This is a genomic window from Polaromonas sp. P1_F2, assembly GCF_056405735.1.
The window spans coordinates 120,970-144,236 of record NZ_JBFUBN010000008.1 but is presented as its reverse complement, the minus strand read 5'-3'; the positions used below and the strand labels follow the sequence as shown (position 1 = coordinate 144,236).

Annotated in this window: 20 protein-coding genes; 8 read left to right on the top strand and 12 right to left on the bottom strand. The window is 63.4% G+C overall.

What is annotated here, in order from left to right; genetic code table 11:
- Positions 1-10 precede the first annotated feature (10 nt).
- Positions 11-223: a hypothetical protein gene (locus AC1D0O_RS16870; RefSeq protein ID WP_477654653.1), complete on the bottom strand. Its 213-nt coding sequence runs from the start codon at positions 221-223 to the stop codon at positions 11-13.
- The gene (gene scpA, locus AC1D0O_RS16865) at positions 216-2,381 is read right to left on the bottom strand and encodes a methylmalonyl-CoA mutase (protein WP_477654652.1); all 2,166 of its coding nucleotides are present in this window, start codon (positions 2,379-2,381) and stop codon (positions 216-218) included. The genes AC1D0O_RS16870 and scpA overlap by 8 nt, the downstream gene beginning before the upstream one ends.
- Before the next feature lie 194 nt (positions 2,382-2,575).
- Between scpA and AC1D0O_RS16860 the strand changes: the two genes are divergently transcribed.
- Positions 2,576-3,211 (top strand): GntR family transcriptional regulator, encoded by a 636-nt coding sequence (locus tag AC1D0O_RS16860; protein ID WP_477654751.1) that lies wholly within the window; start codon positions 2,576-2,578, stop codon positions 3,209-3,211.
- Positions 3,212-3,234: 23 nt separating this feature from the next.
- On the opposite strand, the gene AC1D0O_RS16855 is transcribed toward AC1D0O_RS16860, so the two are convergent.
- The 6 genes from AC1D0O_RS16855 to AC1D0O_RS16830 form a co-directional block, all read right to left on the bottom strand.
- Entirely contained in the window at positions 3,235-4,794 is a 1,560-nt protein-coding gene (locus AC1D0O_RS16855; protein ID WP_477654651.1) for a SpoVR family protein, read from the bottom strand.
- Positions 4,791-6,065, bottom strand: coding sequence for a YeaH/YhbH family protein (locus AC1D0O_RS16850; protein ID WP_477654750.1), 1,275 nt, complete (start codon positions 6,063-6,065; stop codon positions 4,791-4,793). Before AC1D0O_RS16850 ends, AC1D0O_RS16855 begins: the two co-directional genes overlap by 4 nt.
- Before the next feature lie 47 nt (positions 6,066-6,112).
- On the bottom strand, positions 6,113-8,035 hold the full coding sequence (locus AC1D0O_RS16845) for a PrkA family serine protein kinase (RefSeq protein ID WP_477654650.1): 1,923 nt from the start codon (positions 8,033-8,035) through the stop codon (positions 6,113-6,115).
- A gap of 456 nt (positions 8,036-8,491) precedes the next feature.
- Positions 8,492-9,439, bottom strand: a complete 948-nt coding sequence (locus AC1D0O_RS16840) for a DMT family transporter (RefSeq protein ID WP_477654649.1) — start codon at positions 9,437-9,439, stop codon at positions 8,492-8,494.
- Positions 9,432-10,496, bottom strand: a complete 1,065-nt coding sequence (dusA, locus tag AC1D0O_RS16835; RefSeq protein ID WP_477654648.1) for a tRNA dihydrouridine(20/20a) synthase DusA — start codon at positions 10,494-10,496, stop codon at positions 9,432-9,434. The genes AC1D0O_RS16840 and dusA overlap by 8 nt, the downstream gene beginning before the upstream one ends.
- Positions 10,497-10,580: 84 nt before the next feature.
- A complete protein-coding gene (locus tag AC1D0O_RS16830; protein WP_477654647.1) occupies positions 10,581-11,066 on the bottom strand; it encodes a hemerythrin domain-containing protein in 486 nt (161 codons plus the stop codon).
- A 258-nt stretch (positions 11,067-11,324) separates the two neighbouring features.
- On the opposite strand from AC1D0O_RS16830, the gene AC1D0O_RS16825 reads away from it, so the two are divergent.
- The 6 genes from AC1D0O_RS16825 to AC1D0O_RS16800 all read left to right on the top strand — a co-directional run bounded on the left by AC1D0O_RS16825 (position 11,325) and on the right by AC1D0O_RS16800 (position 16,446).
- Positions 11,325-13,148, top strand: a complete 1,824-nt coding sequence (locus AC1D0O_RS16825; RefSeq protein ID WP_477654646.1) for a M14 family metallopeptidase — start codon at positions 11,325-11,327, stop codon at positions 13,146-13,148.
- A 234-nt stretch (positions 13,149-13,382) separates the two neighbouring features.
- On the top strand, positions 13,383-13,778 hold the full coding sequence (locus tag AC1D0O_RS16820; RefSeq protein ID WP_477654645.1) for an RNA-binding protein: 396 nt from the start codon (positions 13,383-13,385) through the stop codon (positions 13,776-13,778).
- A 90-nt stretch (positions 13,779-13,868) separates the two neighbouring features.
- Positions 13,869-14,396: a cupin domain-containing protein gene (locus AC1D0O_RS16815; RefSeq protein WP_477654644.1), complete on the top strand. Its 528-nt coding sequence runs from the start codon at positions 13,869-13,871 to the stop codon at positions 14,394-14,396.
- Positions 14,397-14,427: 31 nt separating this feature from the next.
- A complete protein-coding gene (locus AC1D0O_RS16810; protein WP_477654643.1) occupies positions 14,428-15,147 on the top strand; it encodes a glutathione binding-like protein in 720 nt (239 codons plus the stop codon).
- A gap of 22 nt (positions 15,148-15,169) precedes the next feature.
- The gene (locus AC1D0O_RS16805; RefSeq protein ID WP_477654642.1) at positions 15,170-15,790 is read left to right on the top strand and encodes a DsbA family protein; all 621 of its coding nucleotides are present in this window, start codon (positions 15,170-15,172) and stop codon (positions 15,788-15,790) included.
- A gap of 38 nt (positions 15,791-15,828) precedes the next feature.
- A complete protein-coding gene (locus tag AC1D0O_RS16800) occupies positions 15,829-16,446 on the top strand; it encodes a DJ-1/PfpI family protein (RefSeq protein WP_477654641.1) in 618 nt (205 codons plus the stop codon).
- Positions 16,447-16,453: 7 nt separating this feature from the next.
- Here the strand turns inward: AC1D0O_RS16800 and AC1D0O_RS16795 are convergent, their stop codons facing one another.
- Positions 16,454-18,172: a cation:proton antiporter domain-containing protein gene (locus AC1D0O_RS16795; protein WP_477654640.1), complete on the bottom strand. Its 1,719-nt coding sequence runs from the start codon at positions 18,170-18,172 to the stop codon at positions 16,454-16,456.
- Between the two features lie 247 nt (positions 18,173-18,419).
- Here AC1D0O_RS16795 and AC1D0O_RS16790 point away from each other — a divergent pair, with 247 nt between their 5' ends.
- Positions 18,420-19,262: a hypothetical protein gene (locus tag AC1D0O_RS16790; protein WP_477654639.1), complete on the top strand. Its 843-nt coding sequence runs from the start codon at positions 18,420-18,422 to the stop codon at positions 19,260-19,262.
- 97 nt (positions 19,263-19,359) lie between these two features.
- Here AC1D0O_RS16790 and phbB read toward each other — a convergent pair whose 3' ends face one another.
- The 3 genes from phbB to phaC all read right to left on the bottom strand — a co-directional run bounded on the left by phbB (position 19,360) and on the right by phaC (position 23,220).
- Positions 19,360-20,097, bottom strand: a complete 738-nt coding sequence (phbB, locus tag AC1D0O_RS16785) for an acetoacetyl-CoA reductase (protein WP_477654638.1) — start codon at positions 20,095-20,097, stop codon at positions 19,360-19,362.
- Positions 20,098-20,219: 122 nt separating this feature from the next.
- Entirely contained in the window at positions 20,220-21,398 is a 1,179-nt protein-coding gene (locus AC1D0O_RS16780) for an acetyl-CoA C-acetyltransferase (RefSeq protein WP_436154087.1), read from the bottom strand.
- Between the two features lie 70 nt (positions 21,399-21,468).
- Complete coding sequence (gene phaC, locus AC1D0O_RS16775; protein ID WP_477654637.1) at positions 21,469-23,220, bottom strand: class I poly(R)-hydroxyalkanoic acid synthase; 1,752 nt, start codon at positions 23,218-23,220, stop codon at positions 21,469-21,471.
- Positions 23,221-23,267: the final 47 nt, after the last annotated feature.

The following is a 23,267-nucleotide window of genomic DNA, read 5'->3' as shown; positions in this document are numbered from 1 at the left end:
ACCCGCGACATCAGAAACTCGGCAACCGTGCCAGTTTTTCCAGCAGCTCATCAGAGCCAAAAAGCAAAGCACCAACCAACCCAAACAGCAGCAACAACATAAGAATCGCCCCAAAAATCTGGCCCGCGATCATCATGAAAATCCCAAGGGGGAACACAATAATGAAAAGTAGGCCAGCGCAGACCCACCGCCCAACAGGATCTTTTTTTTGAGGGTCAGGCATTAACGGCTTTCCGTATTTGTTCCAGCACGTCCTTCGCGCTGGCCGGGATTGGTGTGCCCGGGCCGTAGATGCCTTTCACGCCGGCCTCATACAGCATCTCGTAGTCCTGCCGCGGAATCACGCCGCCGACAAACACGATGATGTCGTCGGCGCCCTGCTTCTTGAGTTCGGCGATGATGGCCGGCACCAGCGTCTTGTGGCCGGCCGCCAGTGTGGAGACACCCACCGCATGCACGTCGTTTTCAATCGCCTGGCGCGCGCATTCCTCGGGTGTCTGGAACAGCGGCCCCATGTCCACGTCGAAGCCCAGGTCTGCGAAAGCCGTGGCCACCACCTTGGCCCCGCGGTCGTGGCCGTCCTGGCCCAGCTTGGAAATCATCACGCGCGGTCGGCGGCCCTGCGCTTCGGCAAAGGCATTGATCTCGGTCTTCAGGGTTTCCCAGCCTTCGGCGGAGTCATAAGCGGCAGCGTACACACCGGTCACCTTTTGTGTATCGGCGCGGTGGCGCCCGTAAACTTTCTCGAGGGCATCGCTGACCTCGCCCACCGTGGCGCGCAGGCGCACGGCCTTGATGCTGAGGTCCAGCAGGTTGCCATTGTTATTCTCGGCCGCCGCCGTCAAGGCGTCCAGCGCGGCCTGCACCGCCGCGCTGTCGCGTTTGGCCTTGATGGCTTTCAGGCGAGTGATCTGCCCATCGCGCACGGCCACGTTGTCGATGTCGCGCGATTCGATGGCGTCTTCGGTCTTGAGTTTGTACTTGTTGACGCCGACGATGACGTCCTTGCCGCTGTCGATGCGCGCCTGCTTTTCAGCCGCGGCGGCCTCGATCTTGAGCTTGGCCCAGCCGCTGTCGACGGCCTTGGTCATCCCGCCCATGGCTTCGACTTCTTCAATGATGGCCCAGGCGGCATCGGCCATGTCCTGGGTGAGCTTTTCCATCATGTAGCTGCCGGCCCAGGGGTCAATCACATGAGGGATATGGGTTTCTTCCTGGATGATGAGCTGGGTGTTGCGGGCGATACGCGCGCTGAACTCGGTGGGCAAGGCAATCGCCTCGTCAAACGAGTTGGTATGCAGGCTCTGCGTGCCGCCAAAGACCGCGGCCATGGCCTCTATGGTGGTGCGCACCACGTTGTTGTACGGGTCCTGCTCGGTCAGGCTCCAGCCGGAAGTCTGGCAGTGCGTGCGCAGCATCAGGCTCTTGGGGCTTTTGGCATTGAAGCCCTTCATGATGCGGCACCACAGCAGGCGGGCGGCGCGCATCTTGGCGACTTCGAGGTAGAAGTTCATGCCGATGGCCCAGAAAAAGCTCAGGCGCCCGGCGAATTCATCCACGTCCAGGCCCTTGCCCAGCGCGGTCTTCACATACTCTTTGCCGTCGGCCAGCGTGAAGGCCAGTTCCAGCGCCTGGTTGGCGCCGGCTTCCTGCATGTGGTAGCCCGAAATCGAGATCGAATTGAACTTCGGCATGTTCTGCGCCGTGTATTCAATGATGTCGCCGATGATGCGTATGCTGGGCTGGGGCGGGAAGATATAGGTGTTGCGGACCATGAACTCCTTGAGGATGTCGTTCTGTATGGTTCCGCTCAATTTGTCCTGGCTCACGCCCTGCTCTTCGGCTGCGACCACATAACCCGCCAGCACCGGCAACACCGCGCCGTTCATGGTCATGGAGACGCTGACCTTGTCCAGCGGGATCTGGTCGAACAGTATCTTCATGTCCTCGACCGAATCGATGGCCACACCGGCCTTGCCCACGTCGCCGGTCACGCGCGGGTGGTCGCTGTCGTAGCCGCGGTGCGTGGCCAGGTCAAACGCCACCGACACGCCCTGCCCGCCGGCGGCCAGCGCCTTGCGGTAGAAGGCATTCGACTCTTCTGCCGTGGAAAAGCCCGCGTACTGGCGGATCGTCCAGGGGCGCACCGCATACATGGTGGCCTGCGGGCCGCGGATGAAAGGCTCAAAACCCGGCAGCGTGTTGGTATGGGGAAGGTCTTTAGTGTCTTCGGCGGTGTACAGCGGCTTGACGCTGATGCCGTCCGGCGTCTGCCAGTTCAGCGCATCCAGGTCTCCGCCTGGGGCCGACTTGGCGGCCGCTTTGGCCCAGGCCTCAAGGCTGGCGGCGGGAAATTCAGATTCGGGCGGACGCTTGGACATGGATGTTTACCGTAACAGGATCTGCAGAGGCTGGCGATGCACACCAGGACCCTGGAGATGGGATTCGTGATCGCTCCAAGTTTACATCATTTATAATTATTGATGCAAAATTCAGTTTCGAGTAAGATGCCTGTAGCGCTGACAGGAAGCAGCCTGCACCAAGCTCGCCTTATCCACTAAAAACACCTATGTCCATGGCCGCCGTGTCCCTGACTCCTCGAGCGCTTTATGAAGAAGTCGCCGAGCTTTTGCGCCAGCGCATTTTCAACCGCGAGCTGACGCCGGGCAGCTGGATTGACGAACTCAAGCTGGCCGAGGAATACGGCATCAGCCGCACGCCGTTGCGCGAGGCCCTCAAGGTGCTCGCCACCGAAGGCCTTGTCACCATGAAGGTACGGCGCGGCGCTTACGTGACGGAAGTCTCCGAACGCGACCTGGCCGACGTCTACCACCTGCTCTCCCTGCTGGAAAGCGACGCGGCCGGCGTGGTGGCCACGCAGGCAACGCCATCGCAGCTCAAGGAACTGCAGGGCCTGCATGAGGAGCTGGAGAAAGCCGTCGGCAACCGCGAACGCTTTTTCGAGATCAACGAGGCCTTTCACATGCGCCTGCTGGAGATCGCCAACAACCGCTGGCGCGACCAGATGGTGGCCGACCTGCGCAAGGTGATGAAGCTCAACCGCCACAATTCGCTGCTCAAAAGCGGCCGCATCGAAGAATCCCTGGCCGAGCACCGCGCCATCATGCAGGCGCTGGCCGCGCGCGACGCCGACGGCACCGCGCAGCGCATGCGCGAGCACTTCAGGAACGGGCTGGAAGCCGCGGGCTGAGGTGCGGCTCACTGCCTGAGGCGTCAGGCCTGCGGCAGCGCCTCCCAGTGCTGCACCACCTTGCCGTGCTTGTCCACACTTTCAAGCTGCACGCGAAAACCCCACAGGCTCGCGATGTGCTTGATCACCTCCTGGACGTCGTCCGTCAGCGTCCGGTCGTTGTGGCGGCTGTGGCGCAAGGTCAGCGAACGGTTCCCACGCACGTCCACGTCCCAGACCTGTATGTTGGGCTCGCGGTAGTTCAGGTCGTGCTGGCGCGACAGCGCCTCGCGCACGTGCCGGTAACCGGCATCGTCATGGATGGCCGCCACCTCAAGCTCGGACCTGCTCGCGTCATCCACCACTGAAAAAAGGCGGAATTCACGTATCAGGCGCGGCGAAAGGTATTGCCCGATGAAACTTTCATCGCGGAAATGCCGCATCGCATAGTCCAGCGTCTCCAGCCAGTTGGAACCGGCCACGTCCGGCAACCACTGCCGGTCTTCTTCCGTGGGGGACTCGCAGATGCGCTTGAGGTCGCTGAACATCGCAAACCCCAGCGCGTAGGGGTTGACGCCGTTGTAGCCCGGATGCGTTACCGGCGGCTGGTAAATGACGTTGGTGTGGGATCGCAGGCATTCGATCATGAAACCGTCGGTCAGCAAGCCCTCGTCGTACAGGGAATTGAGCAGCGTGTAGTGCCAGAAGGTGGCCCAGCCTTCATTCATGATCTGGGTCTGGCGCTGCGGGTAAAAATACTGGCCGATCTTGCGCACGATGCGGATCACCTCGCGTTGCCAGGGCTCCAGCAGGGGCGCGTTTTTCTCGATGAAATACAGAATGTTTTCCTGCGGCTCCGGCGGAAAACGGCGACTCGTTTTTTCGGCCGGCTTGTCGGCCGGTTTGGGCACCGTGCGCCACAGGTCATTGAGCTGCTGCTGCAGATAGGCCTCGCGGTCCTTGCGGCGGGCCTCTTCCTCCGCCAGCGACAGTTTCTGCGAACGCTGGTAGCGGTCCACGCCGTGGCTCATCAGGGCATGGCAGGAATCCAGCAGTTGCTCGACCGCCTCCCAGCCGTGGCGCTCCTCACACTCTGCAATATAGGCCCGCGCATACACCAGGTAGTCCACGATGGCCGCAGCGTCGGTCCACATCTGGAACAGGTAGTTGCCTTTGAAGAAGGAGTTGTGGCCGTAGCAGGCATGCGCCATCACCAGCGCCTGCATGGGCATGGTGTTTTCTTCCATCAGGTAGGCGATGCAGGGGTTGGAGTTGATCACGACCTCATAAGCCAGCCCCATCTGGCCGCGCCGGTAATTTTTTTCCGTCGAGATGAACTGCTTGCCGAAGGACCAGTGCCGGTAGTTCACCGGCATGCCCACCGAGGCATAGGCGTCAATCATCTGCTCGGCGGTGATGACCTCGAGCTGCACCGGGTAGGTGTCCAGGCCGAAGGACTTTGCCTTTCGCGCAATCTCACCGTGGTAGAGCTCGATCAACTCGAAGGACCAGTCGGACGGACTGGGCAGGCAGGCATGCCGGCGCCCGGTGCCAGCCAAGCCCGGCGCCGCCACTTCGGCAGGTTTCTTCGCGCTCTTTGTCATGGCTTCACGCCTTTTTTGAACAACTCCCTGAACACCGGGAATATCTCGTCCGCGCCGCCCACCTTGCGCATCGCAAAGTTCCGGTTGGCCTCCTGCACCTGGGTGTACTCTTCCCAGAGGTTCTGGTCTTCCTCGCCCACCTGGACATAGGCGAAATAGCGTGAAACCGGCAGCAGCTTGTTGACCAGCAGTTCACGGCAGCGCGCCGAATCCTGGTGCCAGTTATCGCCGTCCGAAGCCTGGGCGCCATAGATGTTCCAGTCGCCGGGCGGGTAGCGCTCCTGGATGATCTGGTGCATCAAGGCCAGCGCGCTGGACACCACGGTGCCGCCAGTCTCGGTGGACTGGAAGAATTCATCTTCGGACACTTCGGTGGCCTGGGTGTGATGGCGAATGAAGATGACGTCGGTCTTTTCGTAATGTTTCCTGAGGAACAGGTACAGCAGGATAAAAAAACGCTTGGCGATGTCCTTGCGCGTTTCATCCATGGAACCCGAGACGTCCATCAGGCAAAACATGACCGCCTTGGAGGTGGGCTGCGGCACCCTGACCCGGTTGCGGTAACGCAGGTCGAAAGGATCGAAAAAGGGAATGGTCTTGAGGCGACGGCGAAGCGTGTCTATCTGCGTCCTCAGGGAAAGAATCTCGTCGGGCAGATCCGGCGCGTCGCGCAGGGCCAGCGCCAGTTGCGCCTCGAGCTCATGCACCTGCCGCCGCGTCTCCCCGCCTATGGCGATGCGCCGGCTGAGCGCGACCCGCAGCGAACGCACCACGTGCAGGTTGGTCGGCGTTCCGTCCGAGATGAAACCGGCGCGGCGGGATTTCCATTCCGGCGCATCGGGCAAGAGCTGGGTGCGTATGAGGTCGGGCAGCGCAAGATCATCAAAGAAGTACTGCATGAACTCTTCGCGCGTGATGCGAAAGACAAAGTCGTCCTCACCCTCGCCGTCAGGGCTGGCCTCGCCCCCCGAGCCGCCGCCGCTGCCGCCCTGGGGCCGCGCGATGCGGTCGCCGCGCACGTATTCGCGGTTGCCGGGGTGCACGGTCTCGCGTGTGCCGCCGGTGTGCCCAAACACCGGCTGGTAAACGTCTCGCCGCGGCACGGTGACGTCTTCGCCCTGCTCGATGTCGTGGATGCTGCGGCCCGCAACGGCACGGCGCACGGTATCGCGTATCTGCTCGCGAAAGCGGCGCAGAAAACGCTCGCGGTTGCCGATGGACTTGTTCTTTCCCGACAAGCGCCTGTCAATGACTTGCTGGAGCACGGTGATCTCCGGTCACATACACATGACGCGCCCGCCACGGCGCGCCGCGGGCCTCAGGAACTCTTGCGTACACGCAGGTACCAGTCGCACAACAAGCGGACCTGCCGCGTGGTATACCCCTTGGCGACCATGCGGTTGACGAAATCCTCGTGCTTTTGCTGCTCGTCCGCGCTGGCCTTGGCATTAAAGGAAATCACCGGCAACAGGTCTTCGGTGTTCGAGAACATTTTTTTCTCGATCACGGTGCGCAGCTTTTCATAGCTGGTCCAGACCGGGTTCTTGCCCGCGTTGTTGGCCCGTGCGCGCAACACGAAATTGACGATCTCGTTGCGGAAGTCTTTCGGGTTGCTGATGCCGGCCGGTTTTTCGATTTTTTCGAGTTCGGCATTGAGCGACGAGCGGTCGAAGATTTCCCCGGTATCGGTGTCGCGGTATTCCTGGTCCTGGATCCAGAAGTCGGCGTAGGTCACGTAGCGGTCGAAAATATTCTGCCCGTACTCCGAATACGATTCCAGGTAGGCGGTCTGGATTTCCTTGCCGATGAACTCGGCGTAACGCATGGCCAGGATTTCCTTGATGTAGGCCAGGTACTTCTGCTCGGTTTCGGGCGGGAACTGCTCGCGCTCGATCTGCTGCTCCAGCACATACATCAGGTGCACCGGGTTGGCCGCGATCTCGGTGGAGTCGAAGTTGAACACCTTGGACAAAATCTTGAAGGCAAAGCGCGTCGAGATGCCGTTCATCCCCTCATCGACACCCGCGTAGTCGCGGTACTCCTGGTAGCTCTTGGCTTTCGGGTCGGTGTCCTTGAGGTTTTCGCCGTCATACACCTGCAGCTTGCTGAAGATGCTGGAGCTCTCGGGTTCCTTGAGGCGCGTCAGCACGGCGAACTGCGCCATCATCTTCAAGGTGCCGGGGGAGCAGATGGCGTTGTGCAGCGACGAGTTGTGGATCAGTTTTTCATAAATCTTCACTTCTTCCGAAACGCGCAGGCAATACGGAATCTTGACGATGTAGATCCGGTCCAGGAAAGCCTCGTTGTTCCTGTTGTTCTTGAACGCCTTCCACTCGCTTTCGTTGGAGTGCGCCATCACGATGCCGTCGAAGGGAATCGCGCCAAAGCCTTCGGTGCCCTTGAAGTTGCCCTCCTGGGTGGCGGTCAGCAAGGGGTGCAGCACCTTGATCGGCGCCTTGAACATCTCGACAAATTCCAGCAGGCCCTGGTTGGCCAGGCACAGCCCGCCTGAATAGCTGTAAGCATCCGGATCGTCCTGGGCATAGGTTTCCAGCTTGCGGATGTCGATCTTGCCAACCAGCGAAGAAATGTCCTGGTTGTTTTCGTCGCCGGGCTCGGTCTTGGAGATCGCGCACTGCTTCAGGATGGAAGGAAAACGCTTGACCACACGGAAGCGGCGGATGTCGCCGCCGTACTCCTCAAGGCGCTTCACCGCCCACGGCGACATCACCCGCTGCAGGTAGCGCGGCGCAATGCCGTACTGGGATTCGAGCAGGGGAGCGTCCTCGGCGTTGTTGAACAGGCTGAGCGGCGACTCGTTGACGGGCGAACCCTTCAAGGCATAAAAAGGCACTTGCTCCATCAGCTGTTTGAGCCGCTCGGCGATCGACGACTTGCCGCCGCCCACCGGGCCCAGCAGGTAGAGGATCTGCTTTTTCTCTTCCAGGCCCTGCGCGGCATGGCGAAAGTAGGAAACCACCTGCTCGATGGGGTCCTCCAGGCCGTAGAAGTCGCGAAATGCCGGGTAGATCTTGATGACCTTGTTGCCGAACAGGCGCGACAGGCGCTGGTCATGCCGCGTGTCCAGCAGTTCGGGTTCGCCGATCGCGGCGAGCATGCGCTCGGCCGCGGTGGCGTAGACGAGAGGACTGCGCTTGCAGGCGTCGAGGTAGTCCTCGATGGACAGTTCCTCTTCTCGCGTCTGTTCATAACGCGTCAGAAAATTACGGACGACATCCATAAATCCTCCTATACGCGCGGGAACCGAAGGAACCCTGGCCCGTGATGAAAATCCGCCCCGGATTCCGCGCTATGCATCGAACTGTTGTCTCACATCGAGTGAGTGATAGACCGCAGCATCAATGGAAAGTTCCAATGAACTATCGACTCCATTATTTTCCAAATGCGCGAATACGTACAGTCAATTTTTTTAAAGAAACCGGAGGATGTGTATGTGCATGTTCTCACGCAGGCTTCGGTGCGCATCGAACGTATCGCCTCGACGGCGTTGCTATGTTTTCAATAGCTGTGCGCTCAGGAAATCAAGCAGCTACAGGCTAATTTACTGAAGAGAAATTCGCCCACTGGCATCAGCGCCACAAGCCGGGTCGCATAAAGAAAGCAAGGCTCATGCACGCGCATTTCATGAACGGGCAGCGAGGCCGCAAGATGAAACCGCCAACGTGTGTCAGCAATTTCAAGCGCCTTTTGTCAGTATCGGCCTTGAATGTTTTTTAGTCAGCCCCTTGCCGACGCCCGTTACAAAAAATACCCCCGGCAAGATCAATGCGGCACCCACCGCGTGGTGCCAGCCCAACGGTTCGCCCAGCACACCCCAGGCGGCCAGCGCCGCATACAGAGGGCCCAGGTAAAGCGACACCGCTACACGGCTGGCGCCGAGGATTTTCTGCGCCCAGCCGTAAATCCAGTAGGCGCCCAGTCCCGGCACGATCGCGGCCACCACGATCAGCAGCAGGCCGTAGCCGCTCAAAGGCAAGGCGTCGGCTCGTGACATCTCCCAGGCCGTCAAGGGGACCAGCACCAGCGTGCCGCCAATGCAGATGGCCGCCAGGCGGGCCGTGGCGCCGAGCGGGCTGGGCCACTGCTTTTGCAGCAAGGCATAAGCCGCCCAGGACACCGTGGCGGCCACGATCCACAGGTCTCCCGCCGAGAACTGCACACCGGCCAGCGCTGTCCACTGGCCTTTGACCACGACATGCACCACACCGGCGATGGCCAGCACCACACCCAGGCCCTGGCGCAAGCCCAGGCGCTCGCCGAGCCAGATCACCGCGCCCAGTCCTATCAGCACCGGCGACGCCGCATAAATAAGCGCGATGTTCATCGCACCGGTGGAGCGCGCGCCCTGGTAGACCCAGGCGCCGCAGATCACCATGCCCAGAGTGCCAAGCACCAGGTACTGCCACCACACCTTGGCGATGTGGCCGCGCTGGCGCCACAGCTCCGACCGGGTGAGCACCAGCAGGAACAACGCCGCCAGGCCCCAGCGCCCGAAGGCCAGCAGATAAGGGCCGATCACGCCCGGCGCCTTGCGCGCCACGATGTAGTTGACCGTCCAGAGCGCCGGCACCAGCCAGAGCAGGGCCAGCGCCTGGCGCGCCTGTTTTTGCGCGGAATCAGGCATCGGCCATGGCGGTGGCATCGGCAAGCACCGACGGCGATGAGGACGGCATTTCATGCGCCAGCGCCATCACGGCATGCGGCGGCATGTCGCGCAGGCGGTGGTCGCTCCAGACCTGGCGCCAGCGCCGCGCGCCGGGCAGGCCGTTGCGCAAGCCCAGCATGTGGCGCGCGATGGCGCTCTTGGGCGTGCCGTGCTCGGCGGCCTCGCGCACCATGTAGTCGCACATCTGCGCTTCCACGGCTTCACGGGTCAGCGGGGATTCGGCGGCGCCGAAGAAGGCGCTGTCCCAGGAGGCCAGCGACCAGGGGTTGTGATAGGCCTCGCGGCCTATCATCACGCCGTCGAGTGCGGCTAGATGCCCGGCCACCTCTTCCTGCGTGTTGATGCCGCCGTTAATGCAGATCACCAGTTGCGGGAATTCCTTCTTGAGGCGGTGCACGAGTTCATAGCGCAGCGGCGGCACCTCGCGGTTTTCCTTGGGCGAGAGGCCCTTGAGCCAGGCGTTGCGGGCATGCACGATAAAGACCTTGCAGCCGGCCTCGCTGACGGTGCCGACGAAGTCGCGCACAAACTCATAACTCTCGGCCTTGTCGATGCCGATGCGGTGCTTGACCGTGACCGGAACGTCTACCACGTCGACCATGGCCTTGACGCAGTCGGCCACCAGTTGCGGCTCGGCCATCAGGCAGGCGCCGAAAGCCCCACGCTGCACGCGCTCGCTGGGGCAACCGCAGTTCAGGTTGATTTCGTCATAGCCCCATTGCTCACCCAGCTGGGCGCAACGCGCCAGGTCCGCGGGTTCGCTGCCGCCCAGTTGCAGTGCCACGGGATGCTCTTCGGCATTGAAGCGCAAATGGCGCTCCACGTCGCCGTGGATCAAGGCGCCCGTGGTCACCATCTCGGTGTACAGCAAGGCATGGCGCGACAGCAGCCGGTGAAAATGCCGGCAATGCCTGTCGGTCCAGTCCATCATGGGCGCCACGCTCAGGCGCCAGGGATGGCTGGACGCCGAAACGGGAACACCGGAGAGGCTGGCAGGGGAAAACGGAACGGACATGCCCCATTTTCCCAGAAAGGGCGTTGCCGGCGGCAGTGCGGGGTTTAAGAACCTTCTTGCCGCCGGGACGCCAGCCGCCAAAGGCTAGGCATGAGCGGTCTTGAGCTCGTCCATCAGCTCCATTTTTCGCTGGCTGAGCTCCTCGGCCAGGGCCACCAGGTCCAGTTCGGACTTGCGGGCCTTGAGGAAAATTTCCTCACGCTCTTCCTTGACGTGGTGATCTATGTATTCACCCAGCACCGTGACCCGGGCGTCATACAGGTCGTCTTCGGGGTCCATGCCCGAAATTTGCGCGATCAGGTCCTTGGCCGTGGCGTGCTCCACTTCGGCTTCGTCAAGCAGCGGGTCGTCGTTGATGGCCGCCCGGACCTGGGGATAGAAGATTTCCTCTTCAATCTGCGCGTGCACCGTCAGTTCCTGGCAGATCTGGTCGGCGACTTCGCGCTTGTCTTCGGCGGGCGCATTGCCGTCACACAGCTTTTTGTAAGCCGTGAAAAGTTTTTTGACGGCGATATGGTCGGCGTCGAGCAGGTCGACGGCATCGTGTTTTTTCGCAGGTGCTTTGCTCATGGGCTTCCTCTTGGGGGTTGGTCGTTGGTTTATCGGCTTTACAAATGAAGGCGGCCGCCAGAAGCCGACCGCTGAGCCAATTTAGGCGGTGCGCAATAGGCTTGGTGTGGGACGCCCCGGAGGCGTCATGTAGGAAAACACGAAGCAGGCCACGGCACTGTGGCGGCGGCGCAAACCAACACGGCGCGGGCCGCGCAAGGCGGGTAACATGAGCGGTCCCATCCATAGCCCCCGGCCACGCTTGAGGCGCAGAAATCCATGACGACCACCCTGCCGCAATCACACAAGACACAGTTTTCCGCCTCGCGTAATCACGGCCTGCGCCCGCTTGCGCTGCTGATGCCGCTGGCCCTGCTGGCCGCCTGCAGCTCGGTTCCGCTGCCGCCCTGGACACCGCCCTCCGGCCAGCCTGCCGCCGTTGCGGCCCCCGCGCCGGCCGCCCAGCGCCCGTCCGCAGCGACTCCGCCCGCAACCGTGCAGGTGACGCCCGTCGCGCCGGCCGCACAACCTTTCCCGTCCGCCCCGCAGGCCGACATGCCCGCCCCCTACAGTGCCGCGGTGGCCGCCCGCTTCCCGGCGCCATCGGTGAGCTACAGCACCCCCGGCCTGCAAGCCGGCCGTAGCGCCTTCACCACCCAGGCCGAAATCCAGGCCTGGCTGCGTGAACAGGCGGCGGCCGCCACGCGCACGCCGGGCATCCGGGCCAGTGTGTTGCCCATAGGCCGCTCGCAACGCGGCGAAACGCTGGAAGCGCTGGTCCTCACTCGTGCCGGCGGCACCGACCCCGCCGTCATGCAGGCCGCGGGCAAACCCACGGTGCTGCTGGTCGGCCAGCAGCACGGCGACGAGCCTGCCGGCAGCGAGGCCCTGCTGGTGATCGCCCGTGAACTCGCCCAGGGCCTGCTGCAGCCGGTGCTGGAGCGCATCAACGTGGTCATCGTCCCGCGCGGCAATCCCGACGGCGCCGCCGGCGACCAGCGCGCCACCAGCGGCGGGCTGGACATGAACCGCGACCACCTGCTGCTCAACACGCCCGAGGCCCAGGCCCTGGCCCGGCTGGCCCGCGACTACAACCCGACCGTGGTGGTCGACGCCCATGAATACACGGTGGTGGGCCGCTACCTGCAGAAATTCGGCACGGTGCAGAAATTCGACGCGCTGTTCCAGTACGCCACCACCGCCAACCTGCCCGAGTTTTTGACCAAGGCCGCCGAGGAGTGGTACCGCCGCCCAATGCTGGCCGCGCTCAAGAGCCAGAACCTCAGCAGCGAGTGGTACTACACCACGTCCAGCGACCTGGCCGACAAAAAAATCTCCATGGGCGGCACGCAGCCCGACACCGGCCGCAACGTGAACGGCCTGAAAAACGCCGTCAGCCTGCTGATCGAAACGCGCGGCGTCGGCATAGGCCGCCTGCACATCCAGCGGCGGGTGCACACCCAGGTCACCGCGATCACCAGCGTGCTGGCCAGCACCGCCCAGCGCGCCAATGAACTGCACCAGTTGCGCCCCTACCTCGACAAGGAAGTCAGCGCCCAGGCCTGCAAGGAGCAGGCCGTCATCGAGGCCGGCCCCACCGCCGCCCAGTACGAACTGCTGATGCTGGACCCGGTCACCGGCGCCGACAAGGCCGTCAACGTGGACTGGGATTCGGCGCTGGCGCTGCGCACCCTGAAGGCACGGGCCCGCCCTTGCGGCTACTGGCTGTCGGCGGCCTCCACCGTGGCGGTCGACCGGCTGCGGCTGCACGGCGTGCAGGTCATGCGCGTTGCCGAACAGGGCTCCATGCTGGGCGACAGCTACCGCGAGACCGCCAGCACCTCAGGCGAACGCCAGGACGTGCGCGGCGCAATCGCCGACGGCAACGCCATCATCAAGGTGCAGGTCAGCCTGACGCGCGGCGTGGTCGATGTTCCGCGCGGCAGCTACTACGTGCCGCTCAACCAGCCCATGGCCAACCTGGTGGTGGCGGCGCTGGAGCCGGACACCCAGAGCAGCTTTTTTGCCAACCAGATCCTGCGCGGGCTGCAAAGCACGGTGCGCGTGATGGCCGAGCCGACGATCAAGCTCGAGGATCTTTAGCCCCCACGTTCGTTCACTTCGTGTAACTCTCTGCCCCCCGAGGGGGCGCTGCGCCTGCGGCCCGGCAAAGCCGGTTCCGCGGCCCCTGCTTGAAGGGGGAAACCCCATGCACCCAACGGCACAGACTTGACGACCGCGTCTTACAGGAAGAGGATGTAAGCGCTGACCGGAAACCCCTGGGTTTCCGCGCCTTAATGATTCGTTGATGCAACGCAATGCATGAAAGGACTCGCCATGAAGCACTTTGAAATGACCAAAAAAATGCTCAGTATGGGCGGCACGTTTTACCCCACCGGCTACGCCTTCATCATGTTCCCGGATGCCGAGGATGCCAGGCAGGTGGCGCAAGAGCTGGAGGTGAGCAGCGACGGCGTCATGCTGCTGACGCCGGAAGAGGTCATCGAGAGCATCAGTCCCGCCGACGGCCATTCGGACGTGCGCCTGCCGCGTGTCGGCACCGAAGGCGCCACCGTCCATAAATACGTGGACCTGGCCCGCGAGGGCCACCATGCGCTGATGATTCCCGTGCCGAACAAGGAGGCCACGGAGCGCATCATGACCGTGGTGCGCAAGGTGCCCTTCTCCTACGCGCAGAAGTACCACAGCCTGGCTATCGAAGACCTCGAATAGCGTCCTGCAGTAGCGCCTGTCCTGCAGAGGCCAAGGGGCAATCGCCGCTGCCTGAGAAATCCGGCCCGGCTTTGAGGCACACTGCGCCTCATGCCCCAGCCCAGCCATTCTGCCTCCACACCCACATCGCGCGCGCAGCAACTGATTGAACAGTTGCAACTCCAGCCCCACCCTGAAGGCGGCTGGTATCGCGAGGTGTTCCGCTCCGAAGGCCAGGTCATGCCGCAGGACGGCAGGCCCGCGCGCAGCGCCCTGACCTCGATTTATTTCCTGCTCGAAGCCGCGCAGCACTCGCGCTGGCACCGCGTGCTGTCCGACGAGGTATGGGTACACCTGGAAGGCGCGCCGCTGGAACTCTGGACCTGGGACGCGGCGGACAGCCGCCTGCACGGCGCGATGCTGGGCCCTGTAAGCGCTGCCACCATTCCTCAGCACGTCGTCGCGGCCGGCCTGTGGCAAGCCGCCAGGCCCAACGCCGGAGACACAACGGGCCACACGCTCGTGGCCTGCATGGTCGGGCCGGGATTTGATTTTTCGGATTTCCGGATGATGGAGCCCGGCGGTAGCGAAGCCCTGCGCATCGCCGCCGACCATCCGCAACTGGCATCCTTGATCTAAGCTCCCAACATTCAAGAACCTCGAGAACCCCATGATCGACCTGCACTACTGGCCCACACCCAACGGATGGAAAATTTCCATCATGCTCGAAGAATGCGGCCTACCCTACCGCCTGGTGCCCGTCAACATCGGCAAGGGTGAGCAGTTCACGCCGGAGTTCCTGGCCATCAGCCCCAACAACCGCATGCCGGCCATCGTCGACCATGCGCCCGCCGGCGGCGACGCCCCCGTACCGGTGTTTGAAAGCGGCGCCATCCTGCTCTACCTGGCCGAAAAAACCGGCCGCTTCCTGCCCACGGGATTGCGTGAGCGCTACCAGGCCCTGCAATGGCTGATGTGGCAGATGGGCGGGCTGGGCCCCATGGCGGGACAAAACGGCCACTTTCTTTTGTACGCACCCGAGAAAATCCCCTACGCCATGGAGCGCTACGGCAAAGAGGTGGACCGGCTTTACGGCGTGCTCGATGCGCAACTGGCGCGCACGGGCGCACATGTGGCCGGCACCGATTACTCCATTGCCGACATGGCCATTTTCCCCTGGGTCCGCACGCACAAGGCCCAGCAGGTGGACCTGCAAAAGTTTCCCCACGTGCAGCGCTGGTACGACGCCCTGTTTGAACGGCCCGCCGTCAGACGCGGACTGGACCTGGGCAAGGAGCTGCGCGCGCCGGCGCTGACCGAAGAGGCGCGCAAGGCCCTGTTCGGGCAGACCGCGCAAAGCGTGCGCGAAGGCGCTCACAAGGCTTCCTGATTTCCCCCACAAGAGACAGACCATGATTGAATTTTTCTTCGACTGCTCCAGCCCCTGGACTTACATCGCCTTTCGCAACATCCAGCCGTTGGCGGCCGAGCTTCAGGAAACCATAGCCTGGAAGCCGGTGCTGGTGGGCGGGATCTTCAACAGCGTCAACAAAGGCATTTACGCAGCGCGCGAAGACAAGGACACTCCCAAAAACCGCTACACGCTCAAGGACGTGCAAGACAACGCGCGCGAAGCGGGCCTGAAGATCGCCTTCCCGCCCAAGGTATTTCCGGTCAACAGCGTCAAGGCCATGCGCGGCTGCCTGTGGATCGCGCAGGATGCGGCGGCCAGCCCGCATTACCTGGCCTTCATTGAAGCCACCTTCGCCGCTTACTTCACGCGCGAGGAAGACATCTCGCAGGACGAGGTACTGGCCGCCATTTGCCGCCAGGTTGGGATTGACGCTGAAGCGTTCGCGGCGGGCATCGCCACATCCGGCATCAAGGAGCAGCTCAAAGCCAACACCGACGAAGCCATACGCCGCGGCGCCTTCGGCTCGCCCACCTTTTTTGTCCGCGAGGACATGTATTTCGGCAACGACAGGCTGGCGCTGGTACGCTCGGCCGTGCTGCGGGCCAGGGCCAAAAATTAAGGCCGCGCGTCCATATCCATCACAAAGAATCCTCCACCATGCACATCGCCATCCTCACCTTCGAAGGCTTCAACGAACTCGACTCGCTGATCGCGCTCGGCATCCTCAACCGGGTCAAGCTGCCTGGCTGGCGAGTCTCCATCGCCAGCCCGGCCGTGCGCGTCCGGTCCATGAACGGCGTGGTGCTTGAAGCGCAAGCCTCGCTTGCCGAGGCCGGCACGGCCGACGCGGTCATCGTCGGCAGCGGCATGCGCACGCGCGAAGTGGTCGCCGATGCGGCCTTGATGGCGCAATTGCGGCTGGACCCTTCACGCCAGTTGCTGGGCGCGCAGTGCTCGGGCACGCTGGTGCTGGCAAAACTGGGCCTGATCAATGGTGTGCCGGCGTGCACCGACCTGACGACCAAACCCTGGGTCGAGGAAGCCGGTGTCGAGGTGCTGAACCAGCCCTTCGTGGCCAGGGGCAATGTCGCCACGGCGGGCGGCTGCCTGGCGTCGCAGTACCTGGCCGCCTGGGTGATTGCCCGCCTGGTGGGCCTGGAGGAAGCGCGCAGCGCGATGCACTACGTCGCACCCGTGGGAGAAAAAGAAGACTACGTCGCGCGCGCGATGAAGAACATCACGCCTTTCATGGACACGGCGCTGGCCGCGGCCTGAGGCAGCGCTAGTGGCTTGCGCCTGGTGTTGCGGCCGACGCGGCCGCGCCGGAGCGCTCCAGCACATGGCGGGTCATGGACTGCGCGAGTTCATGCTCACCGAGAAAAATCTTGCCGGCCTTCTCGCTGGCTAGCAGCCGCGCTTCGGCCTCGTTGTGGGTGCGCACCACGATTTCAATGGCCGGGTTGAGCGCCCGTGCCGTCGCCACCATCTGCCGCACGTCCAGCGTGTCGGGCGTGGCGATCACCAGCATGCGCGCCTGCGCGATGTGCGCCTGCACCAGCACCTCGGCCTCCACCGCGTCGCCCGACACGGCGGCCATGCCCTGCGCCCGCAGCCGCTCCACCGCTTCGCGGTTCTGCTCGGCCACCACAAAAGGGATGTGATTTTCCTTGAGCGCCTCGGCGATGCGACGCCCCACCCGCCCGTAGCCGACCAGCACCACGTGGTGCGACAGGTATTTTTCGTCCGTGGTGGCCGGCAGTTCGGCGGTCGGGTCGTCACGCGCTTCGAGCTTGCGCGCCAGCGGCGACTTGGCCAGTATCCACTGCTGCAGCGGCTCCACCGCCTTGAACACCAGCTGATTGAGCGCGATCGAGATCAGGGCGCCGGCCAGCACCAGGCTTTGCCCCTCGGGCGGCAGCAGGCCCAGCGAAGCGCCCAGGCCGACCAGGATGAAGGAAAACTCGCCGATCTGCGCCAGGCTGGCCGAGACCGTGAGCGCGGTGTTGAGCGGATAGCGGAAGGCCATCACCAGCACGCCGGCCGCGAGCGTCTTGCCCACGATGATGATGCCGACCACGGCCAGCACCTGCAGCGGCCGCTCCAGCAGCACCCAGGGGTCGAACAGCATGCCCACCGACACGAAGAACAGCACGGCGAAAGCGTCGCGCAGGGGCAGCGATTCTTCGGCGGCACGGTGGCTGAACTCGGATTCCCGCATCACCATGCCGGCGAAGAAAGCGCCCAGCGCAAAAGACACACCGAACAGCGCCGTGGCGCCGAAGGCGATGCTCACGGCGGCGGCCACCACGCACAGCGTGAACAGCTCGCGCGAACCGGTGCGCTGCACCTGCCACAGCACCCAGGGGAAGAAGCGGCGTCCCACCACCAGCATCAGGGCCACAAAACCGCCTACCTGCAGCAGCGTGATGCCCAGCGTTTTCCACAGCGCGTTGACGTCGGCATCGACCTTGCCCGACAGCCAGCCGCCCAGCGGCGGCAGCAACACCAGCACCAGGACCATGGCAAGGTCTTCGACGACCAGCCAGCCCACGGCGATACGCCCGTTGACCGAATCGAGGATGCCGCGGCTCTCGAGCGCGCGCAGCAGCACCACGGTGCTGGCCACCGAAAGCGACAGGCCGAACACCAGCGCGCCGCCCAGGTTCCAGCCCCACCAGTGCGCAAGGCCCATGCCCAGCGCGGTCGCCACCGTCATCTGCACGACGGCGCCGGGCACCGCGATCTTGCGCACCGCCAGCAGGTCGTCGAGCGAGAAATGCAGGCCCACGCCGAACATCAGCAGCATCACGCCGATTTCGGCGAGCTGGCTGGCGATCTCCGCATCGGCCACGAAGCCGGGCGTGAAGGGCCCGATGATCACGCCCGCCAGCAGGTAGCCCACCAGCGCGGGCAGACGAAGCCGCACCGCGAGAAAACCAAACACAAGGGCCAGGCCCAGGCCGGCGGCGATGGTGCTGATCAGGGAGACGCTATGGGGCATGCGAGAGGGATTCCTTCTGGAAACGGTGAAGAACCCTTTCAGGCTCCAAGGAAGGCCTGCGACGCAGCCCGGCAAGCGGGCTGTCCCCGTAGAACACGTTCAATGAATTTACTACAGATGCGCGGCCGGGCATCCGCCAAAACCCCCACGCCCTTGCAGGACGTTTGCCATGGAGAGGGCCAATCGAACTCTCGCCATCGAGGGTAAACCAGGGGGCCGGCGGCATGGCGCTGCCTACAATTGCCGCATGCCGACTTCAACGCCCTCCGTCACGCGAAACCGGCTGATCGGCTACTGGTGGGCGCCGTTGATGTTGATCGCGGTAGTGCTGGCTGTAGCCGCCTACCTGCATCCCTACCAGCCGCTGGCACTCTCGGACATTTCGCCCCAGGTGGTCGCCACGGCAGCCGTGCTGGATCCGTCGTTCGGCAAACCCGTCACACGCTCATTCAAGTACGCCACCCGGCGCAGCTATTCCTCGCCGGCCGGACTGGTGGAAGTTGAAATCCGCGTGACGCTGCAACCCATGGGCAATGGCCTGGTCATGCGCCAGGACGACTGGTATGACCTGGGAGGCCGCAGCGTGATCTACCAGGAGCGCTACGTCCTTTTTCGCAACCTGTTTTCGGTGCACACGCGCAGCCGCGAAGTCGCGCCGCTGGTGCATGACCTGCTGGGGCGGGTCGGCTGGTACAACGACTCCGCTGAATCCCTCAGCGGCAAACCCGAAGGCGGGGCACCCGACTCCGCCGCATGGAAGCTGGACCTGGTGATGGACCGCTTATCCGACACAGACGGCAAGAGCCTGACGCTGCAAACCACGCGCTACCAGCGCCGCCAGCATTGCGAGCGCTCGGGCCAGCTGGACGGCACGAGCATTGGCGCCGGCTTCAGCGGCGCCTATTCAAAGATCAGTTGCCGCAGCCATACCAGCGAGCAGTCCGCCGAACGCCGCTCGGAGTACGTATGGCTGCCGGAGCACGGCATCTTCCTGTCGCTGGGATTCCAGCAAGCGGCGGAGACGCCGGAAAAGCCCGACACCGCGCTTGAGGTCAAGGGACGCTATGTTTCTTTCGAAGCTCTGCCCTGACTTTTTCGCGTAACCCCCAGGCGCGGCGGTCGTCGGGCCATAAAAAAACCCGCCGAAGCGGGTTTTTCAACAAGCGCGGCAAGCGCGCCCGCGGCACTCAGCCCATGTGCAGGCCGCCGTTGAGCGAGAAGTCGGCGCCGGTGGCATAACCGCCTTCTTCGGATGCGATCCACGCAATGATGGAGGCGATTTCTTCGGGCTGCCCCAGGCGTTTGGCCGGAACGCCCGCCACGATTTTTTCCAGCACGTCGGGGCGGATGGCCTTGACCATGTCGGTGCCGATGTAGCCGGGGCTCACCGTATTGACCGTCACGCCCTTGGCCGCGACTTCCTGCGCCAGCGCCATGGTGAAGCCGTGCAGGCCGGCCTTGGCGGTGGAGTAGTTCACCTGGCCGAACTGGCCCTTCTGGCCGTTGACCGACGAGATGTTGACGATGCGGCCGAAGCCCGCTTCGATCATGCCCTCGATGACCTGCTTGGTCACATTGAACATGCTGTTGAGGTTGGTGGAGATCACCGCGTCCCAGTCTGCCTTGCTCATCTTGCGGAACTGGCCGTCGCGCGTGATGCCGGCGTTGTTGACCAGCACCGACACGGGGCCGTGTTCGGCCTTGACCTTGTCGAAGGCCGCGACGGTGGAATCCCAGTCGCCGACATTGCCCACCGAGGCGTAAAAAGTGTGGCCCAGCGCTTTTTGCTCGTCAATCCACTTGGTGTAGTCGCGCGTGGGCCCGCAGCCCGCGATCACCGTGAACCCGTCTTTCGCCAGGCGCTGGCAGATGGCGGTTCCAATGCCGCCCATGCCGCCCGTGACGTACGCTACTTTTTTTGCCATTGCGATCTCCTTGAATGATTTTGTGAATTCTCTGAATACCGTAGAACTGTTCCACTGCGTTCCCTGAACGCTATCGCTTCGTATGCACGATATGTGCCTGTTGGAACATAGTTACCGCAAGCTTAGCGCTCCAGTGTGAGGGCAACCCCCATGCCGCCGCCTATGCACAGGCTGGCGATGCCTTTTTTCGCGTCGCGGCGCGCCATCTCGTGCAGCAGCGTCACCAGGATGCGGCAGCCGGAGGCGCCGATCGGGTGGCCGATGGCGATGGCGCCGCCGTTGACGTTGACCTTGCTGGTGTCCCAGCCCATTTCTTTGTTGACCGCACAGGCCTGGGCCGCGAAGGCTTCGTTGATCTCGAGCAGGTCCAGGTCCTGGGCTTTCCAGCCCGCGCGCTGCAGCGCCTTGGTCGAGGCCGGCACCGGGCCCATGCCCATGTAGGCCGGGTCCAGGCCGGTGGTGGCATAGCTGGCGATGCGCGCCAGGGGCTTGAGGCCCAGCGCCGCGGCTTTTTTGGCCGTCATGACCATCACGGCGGCGGCGCCGTCGTTCAGGCCCGAGGCATTGCCGGCCGTCACGCCGCCGGCCTTGTCGAAGGCTGGGCGCAGGCCGGCCAAGCCTTCGGCGCTGGTCTTGCGATTGATGAACTCGTCGGCGGCAAACACCACTGGGTCGCCCTTCTTCTGGGGAATGGTGATGGGGATGATTTCATCCTTGAATTTGCCGGCGTCCTGCGCGGCCGCGGCCTTGGTCTGGCTGGCCAGGGCCAGCGCGTCCTGCGCCGCGCGGTCGATGCCGTATTTCTTGGCGACGTTCTCGGCGGTGATGCCCATGTGGTATTGGTTGTAGACGTCCCACAGGCCGTCGACGATCATGGAGTCGACCATCTTCCAGTCGCCCATGCGCTGGCCGTCGCGCGAACCGTTGAGCACGTGCGGCGCGGCGCTCATATTTTCCTGGCCGCCGGCGATCACGATTTCGCTGTCGCCCGTGGCCACGGCCTGGGCCGCCAGCATCACCGACTTGAGGCCGGAGCCGCAAACCGCGTTGATGGTCAAGCCCGGGATACCGTTGGGAAAGCCGGCCTTGATGACGGACTGGCGCGCCGGGTTCTGGCCGACACCGGCCGTCAACACCTGGCCCAGGATGACTTCACCGATCTGGTCGGCGCTGAGGCCGGAACGCTCCAGCACGCCCTTGATGACGGCCGCGCCGAATTCGGTCGCGGGAATCTTGGCCAGCGAGCCGCCGAATTTACCCACGGCGGTGCGGCCGGCTGCAACGATAACGATGTCTTCCATGATGTGTTTCCCTTATGAAGTTTCGGAGATGGTTTTTAAAAGATGATGACAGGGCTGCGCGCGCGGTGCCTCAGGCCCTGGCCTTGACGTAGCGGCCCGGCGCGGGTTCTATGACCTGGTGTTTGCGGCTGCCGTAGGCCTTGGGCGCGGTGACCTGCTTGCCGGCATGGCCCTTGAGCCAGTCCGACCAGTCCGTCCACCAACTGCCGGGGTGCTCGGTCGCGCCCTTGAGCCATTCGGCCTGGGTGGCGGGGTATTTGCCCTGGGGCAGCTTGTCGCGCGTCCAGTAGCTGCGTTTTTTCTTGGCCGGCGGGTTGATCACGCCGGCGATGTGGCCCGAAGCGCCCATCACAAAACGCTTGGGGCCCGGCAGGTGCTGGGTGGAGGCGTAGGCACCGCCAACCGGCACGATGTGGTCTTCGCGCGAGCCGTAGAGGTAGACCGGGATGTCGACCTTGCGCAGGTCGACCTTCTGTCCGCAGACCACGGCCTTGCCGGGCTTGACGAGGTTGTTCTCGAAATAGGTGTTGCGCAGGTACCAGGCGTAAAAAGGCCCGGGCAGGTTGGTGGAGTCGCTGTTCCAGTAAAGCAGGTCGAAGGGGGGCGGCGTTTCGCCCTTGAGGTAGTTGCCCACCACGTAGTTCCAGACCAGGTCGTTGGGCCGCAAAAAGCTGAAGGTGGACGCCAGGTCCTGGCCCTTGAGCAAACCGCCCTGCCCCATCTCGGCTTCGCGGTACTTGACCGAGGTTTCGTCGATGAAGATGTCCAGGATGCCGGTGTCGCTGAAGTCGAGGAATGAGGTCAGCAAGGTGGCGCTGGCCACCGGCTTCTTGCCGCGTGCGGCCAGCACCGACAGCGCCGTGCCCAGGATGGTGCCGCCGACGCAAAAGCCCAGGGCGTTCAGCGTCTTGGCGCCGGTGATCTCCTGCACCACCTCGATGGCCTTGATGGCGGCATGCTCGATGTAGTCGTCCCAGGTCTTGCCGGCCATGGACTCGTCGGGGTTGCGCCAGCTGACCACAAAGGTGCGGTGGCCCTGGCTGACCGCATAGCGGATCAGCGAATTCTCGGGCTGCAAATCAAGTATGTAGAACTTGTTGATGCAGGGCGGGATCAGCAGAAAGGGCTTTTCATAGACCTTGGGCGTGAGCGGCTTGTATTCGAGCAGCTGGAAGAATTCGTTTTCAAACACCACCGCGCCTTCGGTGGTGGCGACGTTCTTGCCGACCTCGAAGACACGTTCGTCGGTCATGGACACGTGGCCCTGCTTCATGTCGTGCAGCAGGTTGGTGATGCCCTGTGCAATGCTTTCGCCCTGGCTCTGGATGGCTTTTTGCTGGGCCTCGGCATTGAGCGCCAGGAAATTGCTGGGCGCGGTGGCCGCCATCCACTGCTCGACGGCAAAGCGCACACGCGCGCGCGTCTTCGCGTCCGCCTGCACGGCGTCGGCTAGTTCCATCAGCGTGCGCGCATTCAGCAGGTAGGTGGAAGCGGAGAATTTCGAGACCGGGTTGGCCTTCCAGGCTTCATTGGAAAACCGCCGGTCGGAGGCCACCAGAGTGTCGGCGCCGTCTTGCAGGCCCTGGTTCCACAGGGCTGAAGCGTCCGCGATGTAGCGTTGCTGCAATTCCTGGAGCTTGGTGGGGTCGAACTGCAGCAGGGGCTGGCCCTGGGCGCTCTGAGCCCCATTCGCGCCGTTGGGGAAGCCAAAGCCAGGCGGCATGCCGCCGTTTGCCATTGCGCCCATGGCCTGCTGCAGGCCCGCGGCAAAGGTCTCTTGCATCTGACGGGCCGCCTGGGCCCGGTTTGCGTCAGAATTCATCTGTCTCCCCGATCATGTTGAGTCTCGGTGACTCTTTTGAGCACACC